At 70.1% G+C, this 16,050-nt stretch carries 18 protein-coding genes and 2 pseudogenes; 14 read left to right on the top strand and 6 right to left on the bottom strand.

Translation table 11 applies throughout. The annotated features are described in order from the left end of the window. The first annotated feature begins 30 nt into the window (after positions 1 to 30). The 5 genes from ABZ078_RS17490 (at position 31) to ABZ078_RS17470 (ending at position 6,765) form a co-directional block, all read left to right on the top strand. Positions 31 to 1,071 (top strand): LacI family DNA-binding transcriptional regulator, encoded by a 1,041-nt coding sequence (locus ABZ078_RS17490; protein WP_356576104.1) that lies wholly within the window; start codon positions 31 to 33, stop codon positions 1,069 to 1,071. A gap of 70 nt (positions 1,072 to 1,141) precedes the next feature. Further along, complete coding sequence (locus tag ABZ078_RS17485; RefSeq protein ID WP_356576102.1) at positions 1,142 to 2,464, top strand: ABC transporter substrate-binding protein; 1,323 nt, start codon at positions 1,142 to 1,144, stop codon at positions 2,462 to 2,464. A 2-nt stretch (positions 2,465 to 2,466) separates the two neighbouring features. Then, on the top strand, positions 2,467 to 3,390 hold the full coding sequence (locus tag ABZ078_RS17480) for a sugar ABC transporter permease (RefSeq protein ID WP_356576100.1): 924 nt from the start codon (positions 2,467 to 2,469) through the stop codon (positions 3,388 to 3,390). Further along, positions 3,387 to 4,211, top strand: coding sequence for a carbohydrate ABC transporter permease (locus tag ABZ078_RS17475; protein ID WP_356576098.1), 825 nt, complete (start codon positions 3,387 to 3,389; stop codon positions 4,209 to 4,211). Before ABZ078_RS17480 ends, ABZ078_RS17475 begins: the two co-directional genes overlap by 4 nt. Positions 4,212 to 4,299: 88 nt before the next feature. After that, the gene (locus tag ABZ078_RS17470) at positions 4,300 to 6,765 is read left to right on the top strand and encodes a CBM35 domain-containing protein (protein ID WP_356576096.1); all 2,466 of its coding nucleotides are present in this window, start codon (positions 4,300 to 4,302) and stop codon (positions 6,763 to 6,765) included. Between the two features lie 40 nt (positions 6,766 to 6,805). Here ABZ078_RS17470 and ABZ078_RS17465 read toward each other — a convergent pair whose 3' ends face one another. Next, positions 6,806 to 7,333 (bottom strand): flavoprotein, encoded by a 528-nt coding sequence (locus ABZ078_RS17465; RefSeq protein ID WP_356576094.1) that lies wholly within the window; start codon positions 7,331 to 7,333, stop codon positions 6,806 to 6,808. Positions 7,334 to 7,421: 88 nt separating this feature from the next. Between ABZ078_RS17465 and ABZ078_RS17460 the strand changes: the two genes are divergently transcribed. Then, positions 7,422 to 7,973: a TetR/AcrR family transcriptional regulator gene (locus ABZ078_RS17460; RefSeq protein ID WP_356576092.1), complete on the top strand. Its 552-nt coding sequence runs from the start codon at positions 7,422 to 7,424 to the stop codon at positions 7,971 to 7,973. Positions 7,974 to 8,056: 83 nt separating this feature from the next. Here ABZ078_RS17460 and ABZ078_RS17455 read toward each other — a convergent pair whose 3' ends face one another. Continuing rightward, on the bottom strand, positions 8,057 to 8,257 hold the full coding sequence (locus ABZ078_RS17455) for a ferredoxin (protein ID WP_356576226.1): 201 nt from the start codon (positions 8,255 to 8,257) through the stop codon (positions 8,057 to 8,059). A gap of 325 nt (positions 8,258 to 8,582) precedes the next feature. Between ABZ078_RS17455 and ABZ078_RS17450 the strand changes: the two genes are divergently transcribed. Then, on the top strand, positions 8,583 to 9,206 hold the full coding sequence (locus ABZ078_RS17450; protein WP_356576090.1) for a LysE family transporter: 624 nt from the start codon (positions 8,583 to 8,585) through the stop codon (positions 9,204 to 9,206). Between the two features lie 99 nt (positions 9,207 to 9,305). Next, positions 9,306 to 9,749: a nitroreductase family deazaflavin-dependent oxidoreductase gene (locus tag ABZ078_RS17445; RefSeq protein ID WP_356576088.1), complete on the top strand. Its 444-nt coding sequence runs from the start codon at positions 9,306 to 9,308 to the stop codon at positions 9,747 to 9,749. An 84-nt stretch (positions 9,750 to 9,833) separates the two neighbouring features. Here ABZ078_RS17445 and ABZ078_RS17440 read toward each other — a convergent pair whose 3' ends face one another. Beyond that, positions 9,834 to 10,805 (bottom strand): cation diffusion facilitator family transporter, encoded by a 972-nt coding sequence (locus ABZ078_RS17440; protein WP_356576086.1) that lies wholly within the window; start codon positions 10,803 to 10,805, stop codon positions 9,834 to 9,836. Positions 10,806 to 10,944: 139 nt separating this feature from the next. On the opposite strand from ABZ078_RS17440, the gene ABZ078_RS17435 reads away from it, so the two are divergent. Continuing rightward, a complete protein-coding gene (locus ABZ078_RS17435) occupies positions 10,945 to 11,958 on the top strand; it encodes a glutathione S-transferase C-terminal domain-containing protein (protein ID WP_356576084.1) in 1,014 nt (337 codons plus the stop codon). Positions 11,959 to 11,981: 23 nt separating this feature from the next. Continuing rightward, positions 11,982 to 12,293, top strand: coding sequence for a DUF4235 domain-containing protein (locus ABZ078_RS17430; RefSeq protein WP_356576082.1), 312 nt, complete (start codon positions 11,982 to 11,984; stop codon positions 12,291 to 12,293). A gap of 33 nt (positions 12,294 to 12,326) precedes the next feature. Here the strand turns inward: ABZ078_RS17430 and ABZ078_RS17425 are convergent, their stop codons facing one another. The 3 genes and pseudogenes from ABZ078_RS17425 to ABZ078_RS17415 form a co-directional block, all read right to left on the bottom strand. After that, entirely contained in the window at positions 12,327 to 12,719 is a 393-nt protein-coding gene (locus tag ABZ078_RS17425; RefSeq protein ID WP_356576080.1) for a VOC family protein, read from the bottom strand. A gap of 78 nt (positions 12,720 to 12,797) precedes the next feature. Further along, positions 12,798 to 13,001: pseudogene (locus ABZ078_RS17420) on the bottom strand (pyridoxamine 5'-phosphate oxidase family protein); the annotation flags it as partial. Next, positions 12,996 to 13,125, bottom strand: a pseudogene (locus ABZ078_RS17415) (IS982 family transposase); the annotation flags it as partial. The pseudogenes ABZ078_RS17415 and ABZ078_RS17420, both read right to left, overlap by 6 nt. A 106-nt stretch (positions 13,126 to 13,231) precedes the next feature. On the opposite strand from ABZ078_RS17415, the gene ABZ078_RS17410 reads away from it, so the two are divergent. From ABZ078_RS17410 to ABZ078_RS17395, 4 genes are all read left to right on the top strand, one after another. Further along, positions 13,232 to 13,465 carry a hypothetical protein gene (locus tag ABZ078_RS17410; RefSeq protein ID WP_356576078.1) on the top strand — a complete coding sequence of 78 codons (234 nt, stop codon included), beginning with the start codon at positions 13,232 to 13,234 and terminating at the stop codon, positions 13,463 to 13,465. Beyond that, positions 13,462 to 13,944 carry a Clp protease N-terminal domain-containing protein gene (locus tag ABZ078_RS17405; RefSeq protein ID WP_356576076.1) on the top strand — a complete coding sequence of 161 codons (483 nt, stop codon included), beginning with the start codon at positions 13,462 to 13,464 and terminating at the stop codon, positions 13,942 to 13,944. The genes ABZ078_RS17410 and ABZ078_RS17405 overlap by 4 nt, the downstream gene beginning before the upstream one ends. A 305-nt stretch (positions 13,945 to 14,249) precedes the next feature. Next, positions 14,250 to 15,185, top strand: a complete 936-nt coding sequence (locus tag ABZ078_RS17400) for an ABC transporter ATP-binding protein (RefSeq protein WP_356576074.1) — start codon at positions 14,250 to 14,252, stop codon at positions 15,183 to 15,185. Then, positions 15,182 to 16,036 (top strand): ABC transporter permease, encoded by an 855-nt coding sequence (locus tag ABZ078_RS17395; RefSeq protein WP_356576072.1) that lies wholly within the window; start codon positions 15,182 to 15,184, stop codon positions 16,034 to 16,036. The genes ABZ078_RS17400 and ABZ078_RS17395 overlap by 4 nt, the downstream gene beginning before the upstream one ends. The last annotated feature ends 14 nt before the right edge of the window (positions 16,037 to 16,050 follow it).

Here is a 16,050-nt window from a genome sequence, read left to right as displayed (position 1 = left end):
GACCCCTGTGTGACCGGTCACAATCCTGGCATGAATGTGACCGGTCACACAAGGAGCCCGGCGAGCATCAGGGACGTCGCGGCCGCCGCCGGGGTCTCCTACCAGACGGTCTCCCGGGTCATCAACGGCCACCCGAGCGTCCGGCCGGCCACCCGGGAACGGGTTCTCGCGGCCATCGACGAGCTGGGCTTCCGCCGCAACGCCACCGCGCTCGCCCTGGCCAGCGGGCGCAGCCGCGCCGTGACCGTGCTCACCGCCAACACCACTCACTACGGCTACGCCTCGATCCTCCAGGGCATCGAGGAGGCCGCCCGTGCGGCGTCCTACGCGGTCGGGATCGGCGTCCTGGAATCGGCCGACGAGGCCGCCGTCGCCGCCGAGGTGCAGCGCGCGGCGGACGCGGGCGGCGGACTCATCGTGATCGCCTACGATCCGGCCGGGGTACGGGCGCTGGGAGCCGTGCCCGCCGGGCTGCCGGTCGTCGGCGTCGTCGAGACCCCGGCGAGCCCGCCCGGCGGTGACCGCCCCTGGGTGTGGACCGACGACCGCGAGGCCGCCTACCAGGCGACCCGCCATCTGCTCGCCCTGGGCCACGAGACCGTGCACTACGTCGCCATCCCGTCCAGCACCCGCCGCACCAGCGCCCGCACCAGCGGCTGGCGGCAGGCCCTGAAGGAGGCCGGCGCCCCCGAACCCCGCCCCGTGCAGGGCAGTTGGGGACCGGCGGGCGGTCACGCGGCCGGGCTGAGGCTGGCGAAGGACCCGTCCGTCACGGCGGTCCTGTGCGGCAACGACGACCTCGCGCTCGGCGTGCTCCGCGCCCTGCACGAGTCGGGCCGGCCGGTGCCGGGCGAGGTCAGCGTGGCCGGTTTCGACGACGCCCCGCACTCCGCCTTCCTGACCCCGTCCCTGACGACCGTACGCCTGGACTTCACCGGGCTCGGACGGGCCGCGTTCGCCCTGCTGCACGGCGTGCTGGAGGAGTCCGCGCCGGTCGCCCCGCATCCCGTGTCCGTACCGGAACTGGTGGTGCGGGAGAGCTCGGGGCCACCGCCCGCTCCCGGCGACTGAACGTCCCCCGCGCGCCCAGCAGTTGTGAGTCCCGCATCCGAACCGAACCGCCTGCTCCGAAAGGCACGAGATGAAGACAAGAGCTCTCCCCGCACTGGCGCTGATATGTGCCGCCGGTCTGGCCGCCACCGCGTGCAGTGACCCGACCGCCGGGGACTCCGGTTCGGACGCCGAGCGGACGGCGGTGAACCCGACCGCGCGGCTGGACGGCGTGAAGCTGACCATGTGGACCGCGCAGAACACGGTCAACGCGCCCAAACAGGTCATCGACGCCTTCGAGAAGGCCACCGGCGCCCAGGTGGAGACGCAGGCGATCCCGGACCTCTACGAGCAGAACGTGCCGACGAAGCTGGCCTCCGGCGACCGTCCCGACCTGATGTTCTGGCAGCCGTCGATCTCCACGCTGCCCTTCGTCCAGCCCCAGAAGAACCTCCTCACCCTCGACGGGGAGCCGTGGGAGGCCGAGCTCGGCGACACCGAGAAGTCGCTCGGCATGATCGACGGCAAGCGGTACGCGGCGATCGTCACCAGCCCCGCCATGCTCGGCGTCTACTACAACAAGGACGTCTTCAAGCGGGCCGGTCTGACCGAGAAGGACTTCCCGAAGTCCTACGACGAACTGCTCGCCCTCGGCCACAAGGTCGTCGACAAGACCGACGCGGCCGCCTTCTACGAGGCCGGCGGCGACAAGTGGCCCCTGCAGTGGCAGATGCAGGTCCAGCTCACCGACCTCGACAAGCAGTGGTGGGCCGATCTGAACCAGAACAAGAAGAAGTGGACCGACCCGGTCGTCGTCGGCGCGATCAAGAAGTACAAGGAGAAGCTGCTCGACGCCGGGCTCGCCCAGAAGAACTTCCGGACGGGCACCTTCACCGGGCAGGCCGACGCGCTCTGGAAGGGCGAGGCCGGCATGGTCCTCAACGTCACCTCCTTCCAGAGCCAGTTGCAGGCCAAGTACTCCACCGCCGAGATCGACAAGAAGATCGGCTGGTTCCCGGTCGCCAACTCCTCGGCCACCGGCCTGTACTCCCCCGACCAGACCAACGGCGTGGTCGCCTTCAAGACCGGTGACGACAAGCGGCAGAACGCGGCCCGGCAGTTCCTCGCCTTCTGGCTCGGACCGGACTACCCGGACTACATCAAGACGATGAAGATCCCGTCCGTGCAGCCGTCCGTGCCCACCCCCGACGGTCTGCCCGGGACGTCGAAGGCCCAGGTCGCGGCCCTGCCCCAGGCCATCGGCGTCTTCCAGGCCAAGGCGATCGTCGCCCCCGACACGCACCTGTACCTGGCCGACATGATCTTCGGCAAGAAGAACCCGCAGCAGGTCGCGCAGGCGATCCAGGACCAGTTCGCGCAGGTGGCCAAGGCCCAGGGCGCACCCGGGTTCTGACCATGGCGGACACGGTCGTACGTACGCGCAAGCAGCCATCCGTGCAAGGCGCGCCCAAGGGCGTGGGACGACTTCCGCGCGCCGCCGTGCACCACCCCTGGTGGTTCGCGCTGCCCGCCATCGCGGTCTTCGCGGGCTTCTTCCTGGTGCCGAACCTGCTGAACTTCTACTACCCGTTCACCAACTGGTCCTCGTACCACGCGGACATCGCCTTCACGGGCCTGGACAACTTCCGGACCATCGCCGACGACGGCTCGCTGCTGCGCGCGATCCGTACGACGTTGCTGTACGCGCTGCTGGCGGCGCTGTTCCAGAACGGGTTCGGGCTGGTGCTCGCCCTGCTGCTGGAGGACGACAGCCGCTTCAACCGGTTCTTCCGCGCGGTCTTCTTCCTGCCGGTGCTGATCTCGGCGCTGGCGACCGGTTACGTCTTCCAGGCGCTGCTCGACCAGGACGGCGCTCTCAACTCCGTCCTCGGTACGGACTTTCCGTGGCTGGGGTCGACGACCTGGACGCTGGTGATCGTCACGCTCATCCACGGGTGGAAGTGGATGGGCCTGTCGATGCTGATCTACCTGGCGGGGCTGAAGGGCATTCCGGGCGACATGCTGGAGGCCGCCCGGATGGACGGCGCCGGGCCGTGGCGGACCTTCTGGTCGGTGCGCTGGCCGATGCTCGCCCCGGCGGTCACCTTCAACGTCACCACCGCGCTGATCGGTTCGATGAACACCTTCGACATCGTGCAGGCCACGACGGGCGGCGGTCCGGCGGCCTCCACGGAGGTCTTCAACATCTACATGTTCCGGATCTTCGGGCAGGGCCTGTACGCCCAGGCCTCCGCGATGAGCCTCGTCCTGTTCCTGGTGGTGGTCGCGGTGGCGATTCCGCTGGTCGTGGGGTTGCGGCGAAGGGAGCAGATGCTGTGACCACGGTGTGGCGGTACGGCCGCCCTTCCCTCGTCGTCCTGCTCGCCGGGCTGGCGGTCGGCGTACCGCTGTGGCTGGTCGCCGTCACGTCGGCCAAGCCGCAGGCCGAGGCCATCAAGCCGAACCTCGACCTGCCCCGGCACTGGCAGCCCGGCAGCAACTACGCGGACGCCGTCGGCCAGGGCGAGATGCTGCGCGGCTTCCTCAACTCGCTGCTGGTCGTGGTGCCCTCGGTCGTCCTGGTGCTGATCCTCGGGGCAGGCGCCGCCTGGGTCTTCGCCCGCCGCAAGTCGAAGCTGGTCTCGGCGGCGTACGCGCTGTGCATCAGCGGACTGCTGCTGCCGCCCGCCGTCATCACCATCGTGATGGAACTGCGGCAGTTGGGGCTGGCCAACACCCGGCCGGGGATGATCGCCGTCTACACCGGCATGTACCTGTCCACGTCGATCTTCTTCATGACCGGCTTCATCCGCGCCATCCCGATGGAGTTGGAGGAGGCGGCCAGGATCGACGGGGCGACGCCGGGGCGGATCTTCTGGCGGATCGTCCTGCCGCTGCTCCGGCCGGTGATCGCCACCGCGACGATCATGGTGATGCTCTACGCCTGGAGCGACATCTTCTACGCGTTCTTCGTCCTCGGCGGCGGAGAGCGGGCGACCCTGCCGCTCAACCTCTACCAGGTCGCCAGCGCCCAGCTCTACCTCAACAACTGGCATCTCGTCTTCGCGTACGTCGTGGTGATGAGCCTGCCCATGGTCGCCGTCTTCCTCGTCGGCCAGCGAAAGATCGTGTCCGGAATCACCAGTGGAGCCGTCAAGTGACCGGAGGTCCAGCAGCGTGAGCAACCCCGCCCGCACGAGAACCCGAACAAGAACCGCGCTCATCACCGCACTACTCGGAGCAGCCGCCATGGCAGGCACACTCCCCGCGGCAGGTCCCGCTGCAGCGGCCGACCCGCAGCGCCTCACCGTCGACCTCAACGCCTCCGAAGGGCCGGTGATGCTCGGCGCCAACGGCTCGCTGTACGGGCTCAGCGACGACGGGGTGCCCAGCGACGCCGCGATGGAGCCGCTGAAGATCACCAGCATCTCGCAGAAGCCCGAGGGCGGCGCCCAGCACCCGAACGGCGACGCGCTCACGGTCTCCAAGTCGTTCTTCCGCAACGGCGGCGGCGAGATCAACGTGATGATGCAGGACATCTACGCCAAGTGGCCGTACGAGGACCTCGGCATCCAGGACTACCTCCAGAAGGTCGACAAGATCGCCAAGGATGTGTCGGCGAGCCCGGACAGCGACCGGTTCGTCTACATCCCGTTCAACGAGCCGGACTGGATCTGGTACAAGCTCAACGTCTCCGACCAGGCCCAGTACGAGACCAACCGCGACCGGTTCCTCAAGGACTGGAAGACGGTGTACCAGCGCATCCGTGCGATCGATCCCGACGCGAGGATCGCGGGCCCCAACGAAGCGTATTACGACAGACGCCTGTTGAAGGACTTCCTGACCTTCGCCAAGCGGGAGAACGTCCTGCCGCAGATCATGACCTGGCACGAACTTGACTCGGGCTCGCTGCGGGACTTCCAGGCGCACTACGACCACTACCGCTCGCTGGAGCGGGAGTTGGGCATCGCCCCTCTGAAGATCAACATCGACGAGTACGCCAACCGCCGCGACCTGTCCGTACCCGGGCAGCTCGTGCAGTGGGTGTCGATGTTCGAGCGCAACAAGGTGTACGCCAACATGGCCTACTGGGACGCCGCCGGCAACCTCAGCGGCCATGTGGTGCGATCCAACATCCCCAACGGCGGCTGGTGGTTGTTCCGCTGGTACGCGGGCCTGACCGGCGACACCGTGAAGGTGACTCCGCCGCAGCCCCACACCATCGACACCCTCCAGGGTCTCGCCTCCCTCGACACCTCCCGCCGCCAGGCCCAGGTGCTGCTCGGCGGCTCCGCGGGTGACTCCGACGTCGTGGTGCGCAACGTCCCCCGGTCCGTCTTCGGCCGTACGGTCACGGCGACCGTGGCCGAGGCCGCCTGGTCGGGTTACGAGGGACAGCACGCGACGCCGCGGGTCCTCGCGCGCACCAAGGTGCGGGTGGCGGACGACGGTTCGGTGACGGTCCCGCTGCGCGGCATGCGGAAGATGTCGGCCTACCGGATCGTCCTCACCCCCGGCGGCTCCGGCAGCCCCTCCCCCTCCTCGGTCCCCTGGTCGGCGTCGTACGAGGCCGAGGACGCGGCCATCACCGACGGCAGGGTCTACACCCAGGGCACGGTGAGCAACGCCAACGGCTACGCGGCCTCCGGCACCAAGGACGTCGGCTCGCTCAACCGGCCCGGCAGCAAGGTCGCCTTCACGGTGACGGTGCCGAAGGACGGCACGTACGATCTGGCGATCCTGTACGGCAACCAGTCCGGCGGCCCCGCCACGCAGAAACTGTCGGTCGACGGGGGCGCCCCGGTGACGGTCGGCTACCCGTCCACCGAGAACTGGACTTACCGCGCCAAGAAGGACGTCGGCGTCCACCTCACGGCGGGCACCCACCAGTTGACCCTGGCCAAGGGTGACGCCGAGGTGACGCTCGACCGGATCGACCTGACCACGCGCACGGGCGCGGCCTCCGCGTCGTACGAGGCGACGCTGGCGGACATCAGCGGCAGGCCGTCGTACGACTACTCGTCGTCGACCGGCGTCGGTACGGGCGCCCTGGTCCTGCGTTCCGGCGACAAGGCGGTGTTCGACGTCTACGCCCCGCGGGACGGCTACTACACGGTGACGCCGCGGTCCACGGCGGCCGTCAAGCTCGCGCTGCACGGCGAGACGGTCACGGCGGCACCCGGACGCCCGCTGCGGCTCTACCTGGTCGCGGGCAACAACCGCGTCGCGATGACGTCGGGCCACGCCGCCGTCCGCTCCCTCGACGTCTCCGGCGACGGGTCGGCGACCGGCACCCTGTCCTACGAGGGGGCCGAGGCCACCCTCGCGGGCGGTGCCAGGCTGGTCGACTCCCCGCACGCGTCCGCCGGCTCCTACATCGGCTGGCTGGGCAACAGCCCCTCCAGCACCGCCGAGTTCACGGTGGACGCGCCCCGGTCCGGCCGCTATCTGCTGGTCGTCCACTACGCGCACAACGACCGCCGGGACAACGGCCACGCCTACAACACGGACATCATGTCCCGTACGGCGGACATCAGGGTGGGGTCCGCGGCTCCGGTGAAGGTCACCTTCAAGAACACCTGGAGCTGGGACGACTACTGGACCGTGGGTGTCCCGGTCGACCTGGAGAAGGGTGCCAACGAGGTGACGTTCGGCAACGCGACCGCCTGGGCGCCGAACATCGACCGGATCGAACTGGGCCGAGTCATCGGCTGACGGACCGCGACCCGGGGCGCTGAGCCCCGGGTCGTCCGGTTCACCCCAGCAGGTCCAGGGCCCGTTCCCACCCGAAGTCCGGCCGTCCGCCGTCCGACCCCACCGCGCCGGTGTGCGGCTCCCCGAAGCGCACGCCCATCCCCCGCAGCCGTATCAGGCTGTCCCGGTAGGCGGGATGGGCGGCCAGCGCGTCGGCGACGCACGGCAGCGCCGCGATGGGGACGCCGAGGCCGTACGCCTCGCACAGGGTGCCCAGGGCGAGGGTGTCGGCGATGCCGGCGGCCCACTTGTTGATCGTGTTGAAGGTGGCCGGTGCGACCACGACGGCGTCCGGCGGCGGGAAGGGGCGCGGGTCGGCGGGCGTGCGCCAGGCGGAGCGGACCGGGCGGCCGGTCAGGGCCTCTACGGCGGCGCTGTCGAAGAAGCCATTCATGGCGACCGGCGTCGCGATGACGCCGACCTCCCAGTCCCGCTCCTGCGCGGCGGTGATCAGCTTGCTCACGTCCGCAGCGATCCCGGCGGCGCAGACGACGACGTAGAGGAAGGGAGTGCGGGCCTGTCGGGTCACTCGGGAACTCTACTGAACGCACTCGACCGGCCCTAGCGCACCGGGAAGGACAGCCCACGCTCGTTCTCGCGTCAAGGAGAGGCCGTACATGGACAGCGCAACCGCTCGGGAGCAGGCACTGGACGCCGCGGAGAAGCTGTTCTACGGGCGCGGCATCCAGTCCGTCGGCATGGACGACATCCGGGGCGCGTCCGGGGTCTCGCTCAAGCGGCTCTATCAGCTGTTCCCGGCGAAGGAGCAGTTGGTCGAGGCGTATCTGGAGAGGCGCGACGTGCGCTGGCGCGAGCGGCTCGCCGCCCATGTGGAGCAGCGGGCGGAGCCCGAGCAGCGGATCCTGGCCGTGTTCGACTGGCTGGAGGAGTGGTTCGCCGAGGAGGACTTCCGTGGGTGCGCCTGGATCAACTCGTACGGCGAACTGGGCGCCCGGTCCCCGCGGGTGGCGGACCAGGTCCGGGCGCACAAGCGGGCGTTCCGCGACTACCTCGCCTCGCTGGTGGCCGGGGCGGGGCTGCCCGAGGCCCTGACCGGGCCGTTGTATCTGCTGGCCGAGGGTGCCATGGTCACGGCGGGCGTCACGGGCGGTACGCGGCCGGCGGCCGAGGCCCGGGAGGCGGCGCGGTCGCTGCTGGCGGCGCGCTGAGGCCGGGACCGGCCGCCGCGGGCGGGCCCGACCTCAGGCGCGGGCCGGCCCACGGCGGTGGACGACGAGCGACGAGCCCGGCGTCAACTCCCCGTTTCCGACACGGTGATGGCGCTGACCGGGCACGCCCGGGCGGCCTCCCGCACCATCGGGTCGCCGCCGCCGTCTTCCATGCCGGGCAGCAGGGCGCTGAAGCCGTCGTCGTCCTGGGTGAAGACGGACGGGGCGGCCAGGGCGCACTGGCCGGCGCCGACGCAGAGGTCGTGGTCGATGTCGATGTGCAGATCGCGCGCTTCGCGTGATTCGCGCGTTTCGTTTGTTTCGTTTGTTTCGTGCGTTTTGTTGTCCATGACCGGAGCCTCTTACCAGGCCACGGGGAGTTCCAGCATCCCCTGGATCGTGTCGCCGGGTTTGAAGGGGATTTCCTCCGCAGGGACGGCGAGCAAGCGGGCGAGCGGCCACCGAAAAGCGCTTGTCGGCGAGCGGCCGTCACGCGCAGAATCCGGCCATGCCTACGACCATCGCCTTCCTGCCGCTGACCACCGCCGCCTTCCCGGTGCGGTACCAGCAGCAGCCCGGCGTCCCCCGGAGGCCGACGCTTCCCGCGTCGTGACCGCCGCGCTCGTCGCGGGCCTGCTAGCCGGCTACGGCATCGCCGTCCCGGTCGGCGCGGTCGCGACCTACCTCGTCTCCCTCACCGCCCGCACGTCCCTGCGGACCGGGATCTGCGCCGCGCTCGGCGTCGCGACCGCCGACGGGCTCTACGCCCTCGCGGCCACCGTCGGCGGCTCCGCGCTCGCCGCCGTGCTGCGTCCGGTGCTGGTGCCGCTGCGGTGGGCCTCCGCCCTGGTGCTGGCCGTCCTGGCGGTACGGGGCGCGGTCACCGCCGTACGCCACTACCGCGACCACCGGCTCGCCACCCGCTCCGCGCCCCCTCCCCCGAGCCCGGCGCGCGCCTACCTGGCGCTGCTCGGCATCACCCTGCTCAACCCCACCACCGTGATCTACTTCGCGGCCCTCGTCCTCGGCACCCGCGCCGCGGACGCCGTATCGCCGCTGGATCAGGGCGTGTTCGTCCTGGCCGCGTTCGCCGCGTCGGCGAGCTGGCAACTGCTGCTGGCCGGCGGCGGGGCGCTGCTGGGGCGGGTGCTGACGGGGCGTCGGGGGCGGTTGGTGACGGCGCTGGTGTCGAGCGGCGTGATCCTGGCGCTGGCGGTGCGGATGCTCGCGTAGCCGTACGGGTGCTCGGTGGCGGCGGGCAGGATGAATCCCGCGCGTCCCGGTGTTGAAGACCGGCGTCAGTGCGCGGAACACGACGATGGGACCGATCAGATGCCTCTCGAGGGCGAGTACGAGCCCAGCCCGACCAAGTGGGTGCGCAACCAGGTGGAGCTGTACGAGAGCTCCGGCGGCACCAAGGGGACGACCATTCAGGGAATGCCGGTCATCCTGCTCACCACCCGGGGTGCCAGGAGCGGGAAGATACGCAAGACACCGCTGATGCGCGTCGAGCACGAGGGCCGTTATGCCGCGGTGGCCTCGCTGGGCGGGGCGCCCGAGCACCCCGTCTGGTACCACAACGTCAAGGCCGGGCCCCATGTCGAGCTCCAGGACGGCCCGGTGAAGCGGGACATGAGGGCCCGCGAGGTCACCGGTGCGGAGAAGGCCGAGTGGTGGGAGCGTGCCGTCGCCGCGTACCCGCCGTACGCCGACTACCAGAAGAAGACGGACCGGGTGATCCCGGTGTTCGTGCTGGAGCCGTTCGACCAGGACTGAAGGGTCCCGACCGGGGGCCGATTCGGTTTCTCGGATTTTTTTCTGTCGGGGCGCATGAACCCGCGTTCGCCGGGCACACGTGCGTCAGGCCCCGCCGCGCTCCCCCGTCGCGGCGGGGCTTCCTTGTGCCTCGCGGGCGGAGCGTTCGGTCACGTCGAGGAAGATCTGGTCCGCCTCGGCGACGGCAAGGCCGATGGACCGCTTGATCCGTACGGCGACCTCCTCCACCTGTTCGCTGTCGAGGCCGGGCACCAGGTCGACGCGGGCCGCCACCAGGGCCGTTTCCAGGCCGGTCTTCATCGTGTACAGCGCCTCCACGCTGTCGATCTCGGGCTGCGCCTGAAGCAGGGCGCGGATCCGGGCGTCTGCCTCGGGGTCGGCGGCCTGCCCGATCAGCTGGTCGCGGGCGTCGCGCCCCAGCCGGTAGGCGACGTACACGAGCAGCGCGCCGATGGCGAGCGAGGCGGACGCCTCCCACACGACCTGCCCGGTGATCAGATGCAGCACCATGCCGGTGAGGGCGAGGGTCACGCCGAGCACCGCCGTGCCGTCCTCGGCGACGACGGTGCGCAGAGCCGGGTCGCGCAGACCGTTGCCGACACCGCCCTGCCGGCGTACCTGGTACAGCGCCCGCACCAGCGACAGGCCCTCGGCGACGAAGGCGACGCCGAGCACGATCATGCCCGCCACATAGCCGCTGAACTCGGCCTCGGCGCCGCCGTGCAGCGCCTCGAAGCCCTGGAAGAAGGAGAAGCAGCCGCCCATCACGAAGATGCCGACGGCCGCGAGCAACGACCAGAAGAAGCGCTCCTTGCCGTAGCCGAAGGGGTGGCGGTCGTCGGCGGGGCGGCGGCTGCGGCGCAGCGCGGCCAAAAGGAAGACCTCGTTCATGCTGTCCGCCACGGAGTGCGCCGCCTCCGACAGCAGCGCGGGCGAGTGGGCGAGGAGGCCGCCGATCGTCTTGGCGAGTGCGATGACGAGGTTGGCCGCGAGAGCCACCAGCACGGTCACTCGGGTCCTGCGGTCCGTCCTCGGAGCCTTGGGCGTGTCGCTCATTCAACGCCGTTTGCCCCGGCCGATCGGGCTCACACCCGTGCCGTCGGCGTAAATCGGGGGACCCGTCGGTACAGCGGGAGACCCGGTGGACGGGGAACCCGGGTACCGCACAGGGCGTATGCCGGAGAGGAGTCCGATCATGAGCGGCGGGGGCAACACCGCCTATGGGAGGAAGTCGTTCCAGCGGTCGAAGGCCCATTTCACCGACCGGATCACCGCGGACGGCCGGGACGGCTGGCCGGTGGAGGCGGGCCGCTACCGGCTGGTGGTGAGCCGTGCCTGTCCGTGGGCGAGCCGGGCGGTGATCTCCCGTCGGTTGCTCGGCCTGGAGGACGCCTTGCCGATGGCGATCGCCGACCCGATCCAGGACGACCGCAGCTGGCGCTTCACCCTGGACCCGGACGGCCGTGACCCGGTGCTCGGCATCCGCTTCCTCAGCGAGGCCTACGACAAGCGGGAGACCGACTACCCGGGCGGTGTCAGCGTGCCCGCGATCGTGGACGTGCCGAGCGGCGAGCTGGTCACCAACGACTACCAGCGGATCACGCTCGACCTCGCCACCGAGTGGACGGCCCTGCACCGGCAGGGGGCGCCCGACCTCTACCCGCAGGCGCTGCGCGACGAGATCGACGCCGTGACGGCGGACGTCTACGAGGATGTCAACAACGGTGTCTACCGGGCGGGCTTCGCCACCGGCCAGGAAGAGTACGAGGGGGCGTGCGCGCGGCTGTTCCAGCGGCTGGAGCTGCTCGCGGAGCGGTTGGCGGAGCAGCGTTATCTCGTCGGCGACACGATCACCGAGGCGGACATCCGGCTGTTCACCACGCTGGTGCGTTTCGACGCCGTGTATCACGGTCACTTCAAGTGCAACCGCTGGAAGTTGACGGAGAATCAGGTGCTGTGGGCGTATGTCCGCGATCTCTACCAGACGCCCGGGTTCGGTGACACCGTCGACTTCGACCACATCAAGCGGCACTACTACCAGGTGCACAGCGGCATCAACCCGACCGGCATCGTGCCCCTCGGGCCGGATCTGTCGGGCTGGCTGACACCGCACCGCCGTGAGGAGCTGGGCGGCAGGCCGTTCGGTGACGGCACGCCGCCCGGGCCGGTTCCCGCGGCCGAGCGGGTCCCGCGGCGGGGACTGCCCTGACCATGAAGGAGGCGCAGGCACACATGGCCAAGAAGAGGAGTCAGAAGAAGATGAAGCTGCCCCTTGCCTACAAGCCCTTGGGATTCGCGCTGGGCTGGGCGAGCGGGGCGCTCGCCGGGCTCGCCTTCCGCAAGACCTGGATGGCGATCCGGCACGAGGAGGACGCCCCCGACGCCCTGGACCGCGATCGCGGCTGGGGGGAGATCCTGCTGGCGGCCGCGGTCCAGGGGGCTCTCTTCGCGGTGGCCCGCAGCCTGGCGGACCGCACGGGCGCGAAGGCCATCGAGCGCTCGACGGGTGTGTGGCCGGTCAGCGAGAAGGGCGGGCGTGACTGAGGGGCGCTCCTCGCCGGACCGGCCGGAACCGGCTCAGCCCTGCTTCGGCGCCGTGGCCGCGACGCGGCGCAGGGTGAAGGAGTGGCCGGCCGGGTCGGCGTAGCCGCGTTCCTCGTACGGGCCTGGCGCCTCCTTCGCCTCCAGCGGGCGGCCGCCGAGCCCGACGATCTTGCGCTCGGCCTCGTCCAGGTCCTCGACCATGAAGTCCAGATGGGCCTGGAGGGAGTTCTCGGGGCGCGGCCAGCTCGGCGGGGTGGCGTTCATGTCGCGGCGGAACGCCAGCCGGGTCCCGTCGGCGCCCCTGATCTCCACACGGTTGGCGGTGGCGTCCGTCTGCTCGCCTTCCAGCAGTTCTGTGTAGAACACGGCGAGCTTCTCGGGCTCGGCACAGTCGAGCACCACCAAGCCCGCTTTCACCAATGGCATGGCTCCTCCGGAGTGTCCTGGGCGCGGGACGGTCCTGTCCCGCGCCCTGTTCCCTCCGGGTGTCCCCGCCCGGCCGTTTCAGTCCGCCACCAGCCACTCCCCTTCCCTGATCAGCTCCCGCCCGGCCAGCTCGTCGGCCTCACGCCACGCCTGCACGCGCCGTCGGCCGGACGCGGAAGTACAGGTAGGGCGTGGTGAGTCGACGCGGGTCGCAGCCGGCCCGAGGCCCAGGCGGGTTCTACCGGTCGCTGTCAGGTTCCGACCGGTCGGGCTGCCGGCCGGCGCGAGGAGGCGCTGAGCGACGCGCACGGTGACGCCCTCGAAAAGTCCGGCCGCCGTGCTGTTCCAGGACGAGCTGGCCTTTCAGGGTGTCATTCACCGACTCGATCAACTGCCGCACCGCGCCCCGTACCCATTTCCCCCGTCGCGGATTGCTCGTTCCGGTCTGCCTCATCGAGTCGCATCAAGCAACCGAGGTTGACTATTGGCAATAGTCAACTAGAGTTGCTTACATGCCGGCAGAAGACGTACCCGAGCCCAAGGGCCCCGCCGACGCGCTGGCGGCCGTCGCGGCGCTGCGGCGCCTGGCCGACCAACTGGAGGACGCTGCCGTGGAGCAGGCCATGCGCGCGGGCTGGAGCTGGCCCGACGTCGCCGAGGCCCTCGGCGTCACCCGTCAGGCGGTCCACAAGAAGCATGCCAAGCGGCTCATCGCCGCCGGCGTCACGCTGAGGAGGCGACCGTGAGCGCGATCGACCACTACATCAACGCGATCATTGAGCAGGGGATGGCGGAGGCGCAGGAGGACGGCTCCGCAGCGACCGAGGCCCACCACCTCCTGCTGGCGATCGCCACCCACGAGGGAACCGCCGCGCACCGCGTACTGACGGCGGTGGGGCTCGGACGGCAGCCGATCAGGAACGCACTGGACCGGGAGTTCGAGCACAGTCTGAACGCGGTCGGGGTGTCCCTCGCCTCCTTCAACCTCCCGAAGCCGAGCCGGTACTCCAAGCGTCCGCCAAAGCTCGGTGCCTCCGGCAGACTCGCGCTCGAACGCGGCTTCGCCGCCTCCACCGGTAAGAAGGACCTGCGTCCCACGCATGTGCTGCTCGGCGTCCTGGACACCGAGATCGGCACCGTACCGCGCGCGCTCGCCCTGGCCGGCGTCGACCGGGTGGACCTGATGGCACGCGCCCGGGAGACACTCGCCGACGGCAGCTGGTGAATCGGGCCCACCGATGCACTTGCCCGCACAGCCCGTTCGACCAGGGCTGAACCGCCCCTTCCTCCTCCGGTTCGATCCGGCCGATGCGGTCAAGCCGTTCGGTTTCTCCGGCGATGCGCGGCCAGGCAGCCTGCGAGCTGCCTGATTCCCCACCGTAATCCCTGTATGCCACGGGCCTTGCCACGGCCGCCCGCCCAGTGGTGTGGGCCGGTCAGTCAGGACCGTGATGCGCCATGCCCTCGCGACGAGTCCGGCCGACACGCGTCGCGACGCGAGGGCATCCACTCACGAAGAGAGGTCATCTCATGACGACGAGCGAGACAGTCGTGCTCGACGTCGACGGGCTGCGCATGCGCTACGGCCCGGTCGACGTCCTGCGCGACGTCACCTTCCAGGTCCGCCACGGCGAAGTGCTGGCCCTGCTGGGGCCGAACGGGGCGGGCAAGACCACCACGATCGAGATCCTGGAGGGTTTCCGGAGGCGGTCGGCCGGCCGGGTCGAGGTGCTCGGCGCCGATCCAGCCCACGGCGACGAGCGGTGGCGGGCGCGGGTGGGTGTCGTCCTGCAGTCCTGGCGGGACCACGGAAAATGGCGGGTGCGTGAATTACTCGCCCACCTCGGCTCCTACTACGCCGGCTACTCCACCGCACGGATCACCCGCCCCTGGGCCGCGGATGACCTCATAGCGGTGGTCGGTCTGACCGAGCACGCGAACCAGAAGATCAGCACACTCTCTGGGGGGCAACGGCGCCGGCTGGATGTGGCGATCGGCCTCGTGGGCCGCCCCGAGCTGGTGTTCCTCGACGAGCCCACCGCCGGACTCGACCCGGTTGCCCGGCGGGAGTTCCACGACCTCGTCCAGGGCCTCGCCGATGAAGGCGAGACCACGATCCTGCTCACCACCCACGATCTGAACGAGGCTGAGAACCTCGCCGACCGCATCCTGGTCCTCAACCACGGCCGGATCGTCGCCGACGGTACGGCAGCGGAACTCGCCCGGCAGATCGCGGGTGAGGACCAGGTGCGCTGGACCCGCGACGGCCGGCACTTCCGGCACTCGACCACCGAGTCGACCGCGTTCGCCTTCGACCTGTTCCAGCAGTACGGCGCGGCGATCGAGAACCTCGAAATCCGCCGGGCCTCACTGGAGGACACCTATCTCTCGCTGGTGCGGCAAGCCGAGTCCGGCGACGACAAAGCAGCGCACGGGAACAAGTCCGAGGAAAAGGTGGCTCGATGAATCCGACAGCGACGGCGACGGCGCTGCGGGCCGGCTGGTCCCGCGGCCTGATCGAGCTGCGGCAGACGTTCACCAACGGCGGGGATCTGTTCAACCACTTCTTCTGGCCCGTGGTGATGCTGGCCACGCTGTTCTTCATGCGGGACGTGTCCTTCGAGCAGAGCGGATTCATGCTCGGTGCCCTTGTGCTGCCCAGCATCCTTGGCATGAACGCCGCGATGGGTATGGTCACCATGAGCCAGACCCTCACCGCCGACCGCGAGGACGGAACTCTGCTGCGCGCCAAGGCGACACCGCACGGCATGCAGGGATACCTGGTCAGCAAGGTCGTCTCGGTGTCCGGCGGCTTGCTGGTCGACCTCGCGCTCTTTCTGATCCCCGCCCTGTTCCTCATTTCCGGCCTCGCGGTCGGTGGCCCGGGGCCCTGGCTGACCCTGATCTGGGTGCTGGCATTGGGCCTGGTGGCAACCCTGCCGCTCGGCGCGGTGCTGGGATCGGTGTTCACCAGTGTCCGCAGCCAGGGACTTCTCACGCTCCCGATACTCGCCTTGATCGCGATCTCCGGGATCTTCTACCCGGTCACCGTGCTGCCGGAGTGGGTGCAGTGGCTCGCCCAGGGCTTCCCGATCTACTGGCTCGGCCTCGGCATGCGCTCGGCTCTGCTGCCGGAATCGGCGGCCGCGGTCGAGATCGACGAGTCCTGGCGGCACCTCGAGACCGCGGGCGTGCTGGGCGCCTGGGCGGTGCTCGGCCTGCTCGTGGCGCCGGTCGTACTGCGGCGAATGGCACGCCGGGAATCCGGCTCGGCCGTGGCCGAACGCCGCGAGCGCGCCCTGCAGCGAGTCGGGTGATGGCATGACCAACG

It is taken from the genome of Streptomyces sp. NPDC006385 (assembly GCF_040612485.1).
Taxonomy (GTDB): Bacteria; Actinomycetota; Actinomycetes; order Streptomycetales; family Streptomycetaceae; genus Streptomyces.
The sequence above is the reverse complement of the archived record's forward strand: the minus strand, read 5'-3'. Positions and strand labels throughout refer to the sequence as shown.

What these genes read in the sequence shown, in the direction of transcription:
- ABZ078_RS17410 (WP_356576078.1), top strand. Translation starts at nt 13,232, where the DNA reads ATGCCGGCAGAAGACGTACCCGAGCCCAAGGGCCCCGCCGACGCGCTG.
- ABZ078_RS17480 (WP_356576100.1), top strand. Translation starts at nt 2,467, where the DNA reads ATGGCGGACACGGTCGTACGTACGCGCAAGCAGCCATCCGTGCAAGGC.
- ABZ078_RS17430 (WP_356576082.1), top strand. Translation starts at nt 11,982, where the DNA reads ATGGCCAAGAAGAGGAGTCAGAAGAAGATGAAGCTGCCCCTTGCCTAC.
- ABZ078_RS17470 (WP_356576096.1), top strand. Translation starts at nt 4,300, where the DNA reads ATGGCAGGCACACTCCCCGCGGCAGGTCCCGCTGCAGCGGCCGACCCG.
- ABZ078_RS17435 (WP_356576084.1), top strand. Translation starts at nt 10,945, where the DNA reads ATGAGCGGCGGGGGCAACACCGCCTATGGGAGGAAGTCGTTCCAGCGG.
- ABZ078_RS17425 (WP_356576080.1), bottom strand. Translation starts at nt 12,719, where the DNA reads ATGCCATTGGTGAAAGCGGGCTTGGTGGTGCTCGACTGTGCCGAGCCC.
- ABZ078_RS17485 (WP_356576102.1), top strand. Translation starts at nt 1,142, where the DNA reads ATGAAGACAAGAGCTCTCCCCGCACTGGCGCTGATATGTGCCGCCGGT.
- ABZ078_RS17445 (WP_356576088.1), top strand. Translation starts at nt 9,306, where the DNA reads ATGCCTCTCGAGGGCGAGTACGAGCCCAGCCCGACCAAGTGGGTGCGC.
- ABZ078_RS17395 (WP_356576072.1), top strand. Translation starts at nt 15,182, where the DNA reads ATGAATCCGACAGCGACGGCGACGGCGCTGCGGGCCGGCTGGTCCCGC.
- ABZ078_RS17400 (WP_356576074.1), top strand. Translation starts at nt 14,250, where the DNA reads ATGACGACGAGCGAGACAGTCGTGCTCGACGTCGACGGGCTGCGCATG.
- ABZ078_RS17490 (WP_356576104.1), top strand. Translation starts at nt 31, where the DNA reads ATGAATGTGACCGGTCACACAAGGAGCCCGGCGAGCATCAGGGACGTC.
- ABZ078_RS17460 (WP_356576092.1), top strand. Translation starts at nt 7,422, where the DNA reads ATGGACAGCGCAACCGCTCGGGAGCAGGCACTGGACGCCGCGGAGAAG.
- ABZ078_RS17440 (WP_356576086.1), bottom strand. Translation starts at nt 10,805, where the DNA reads ATGAGCGACACGCCCAAGGCTCCGAGGACGGACCGCAGGACCCGAGTG.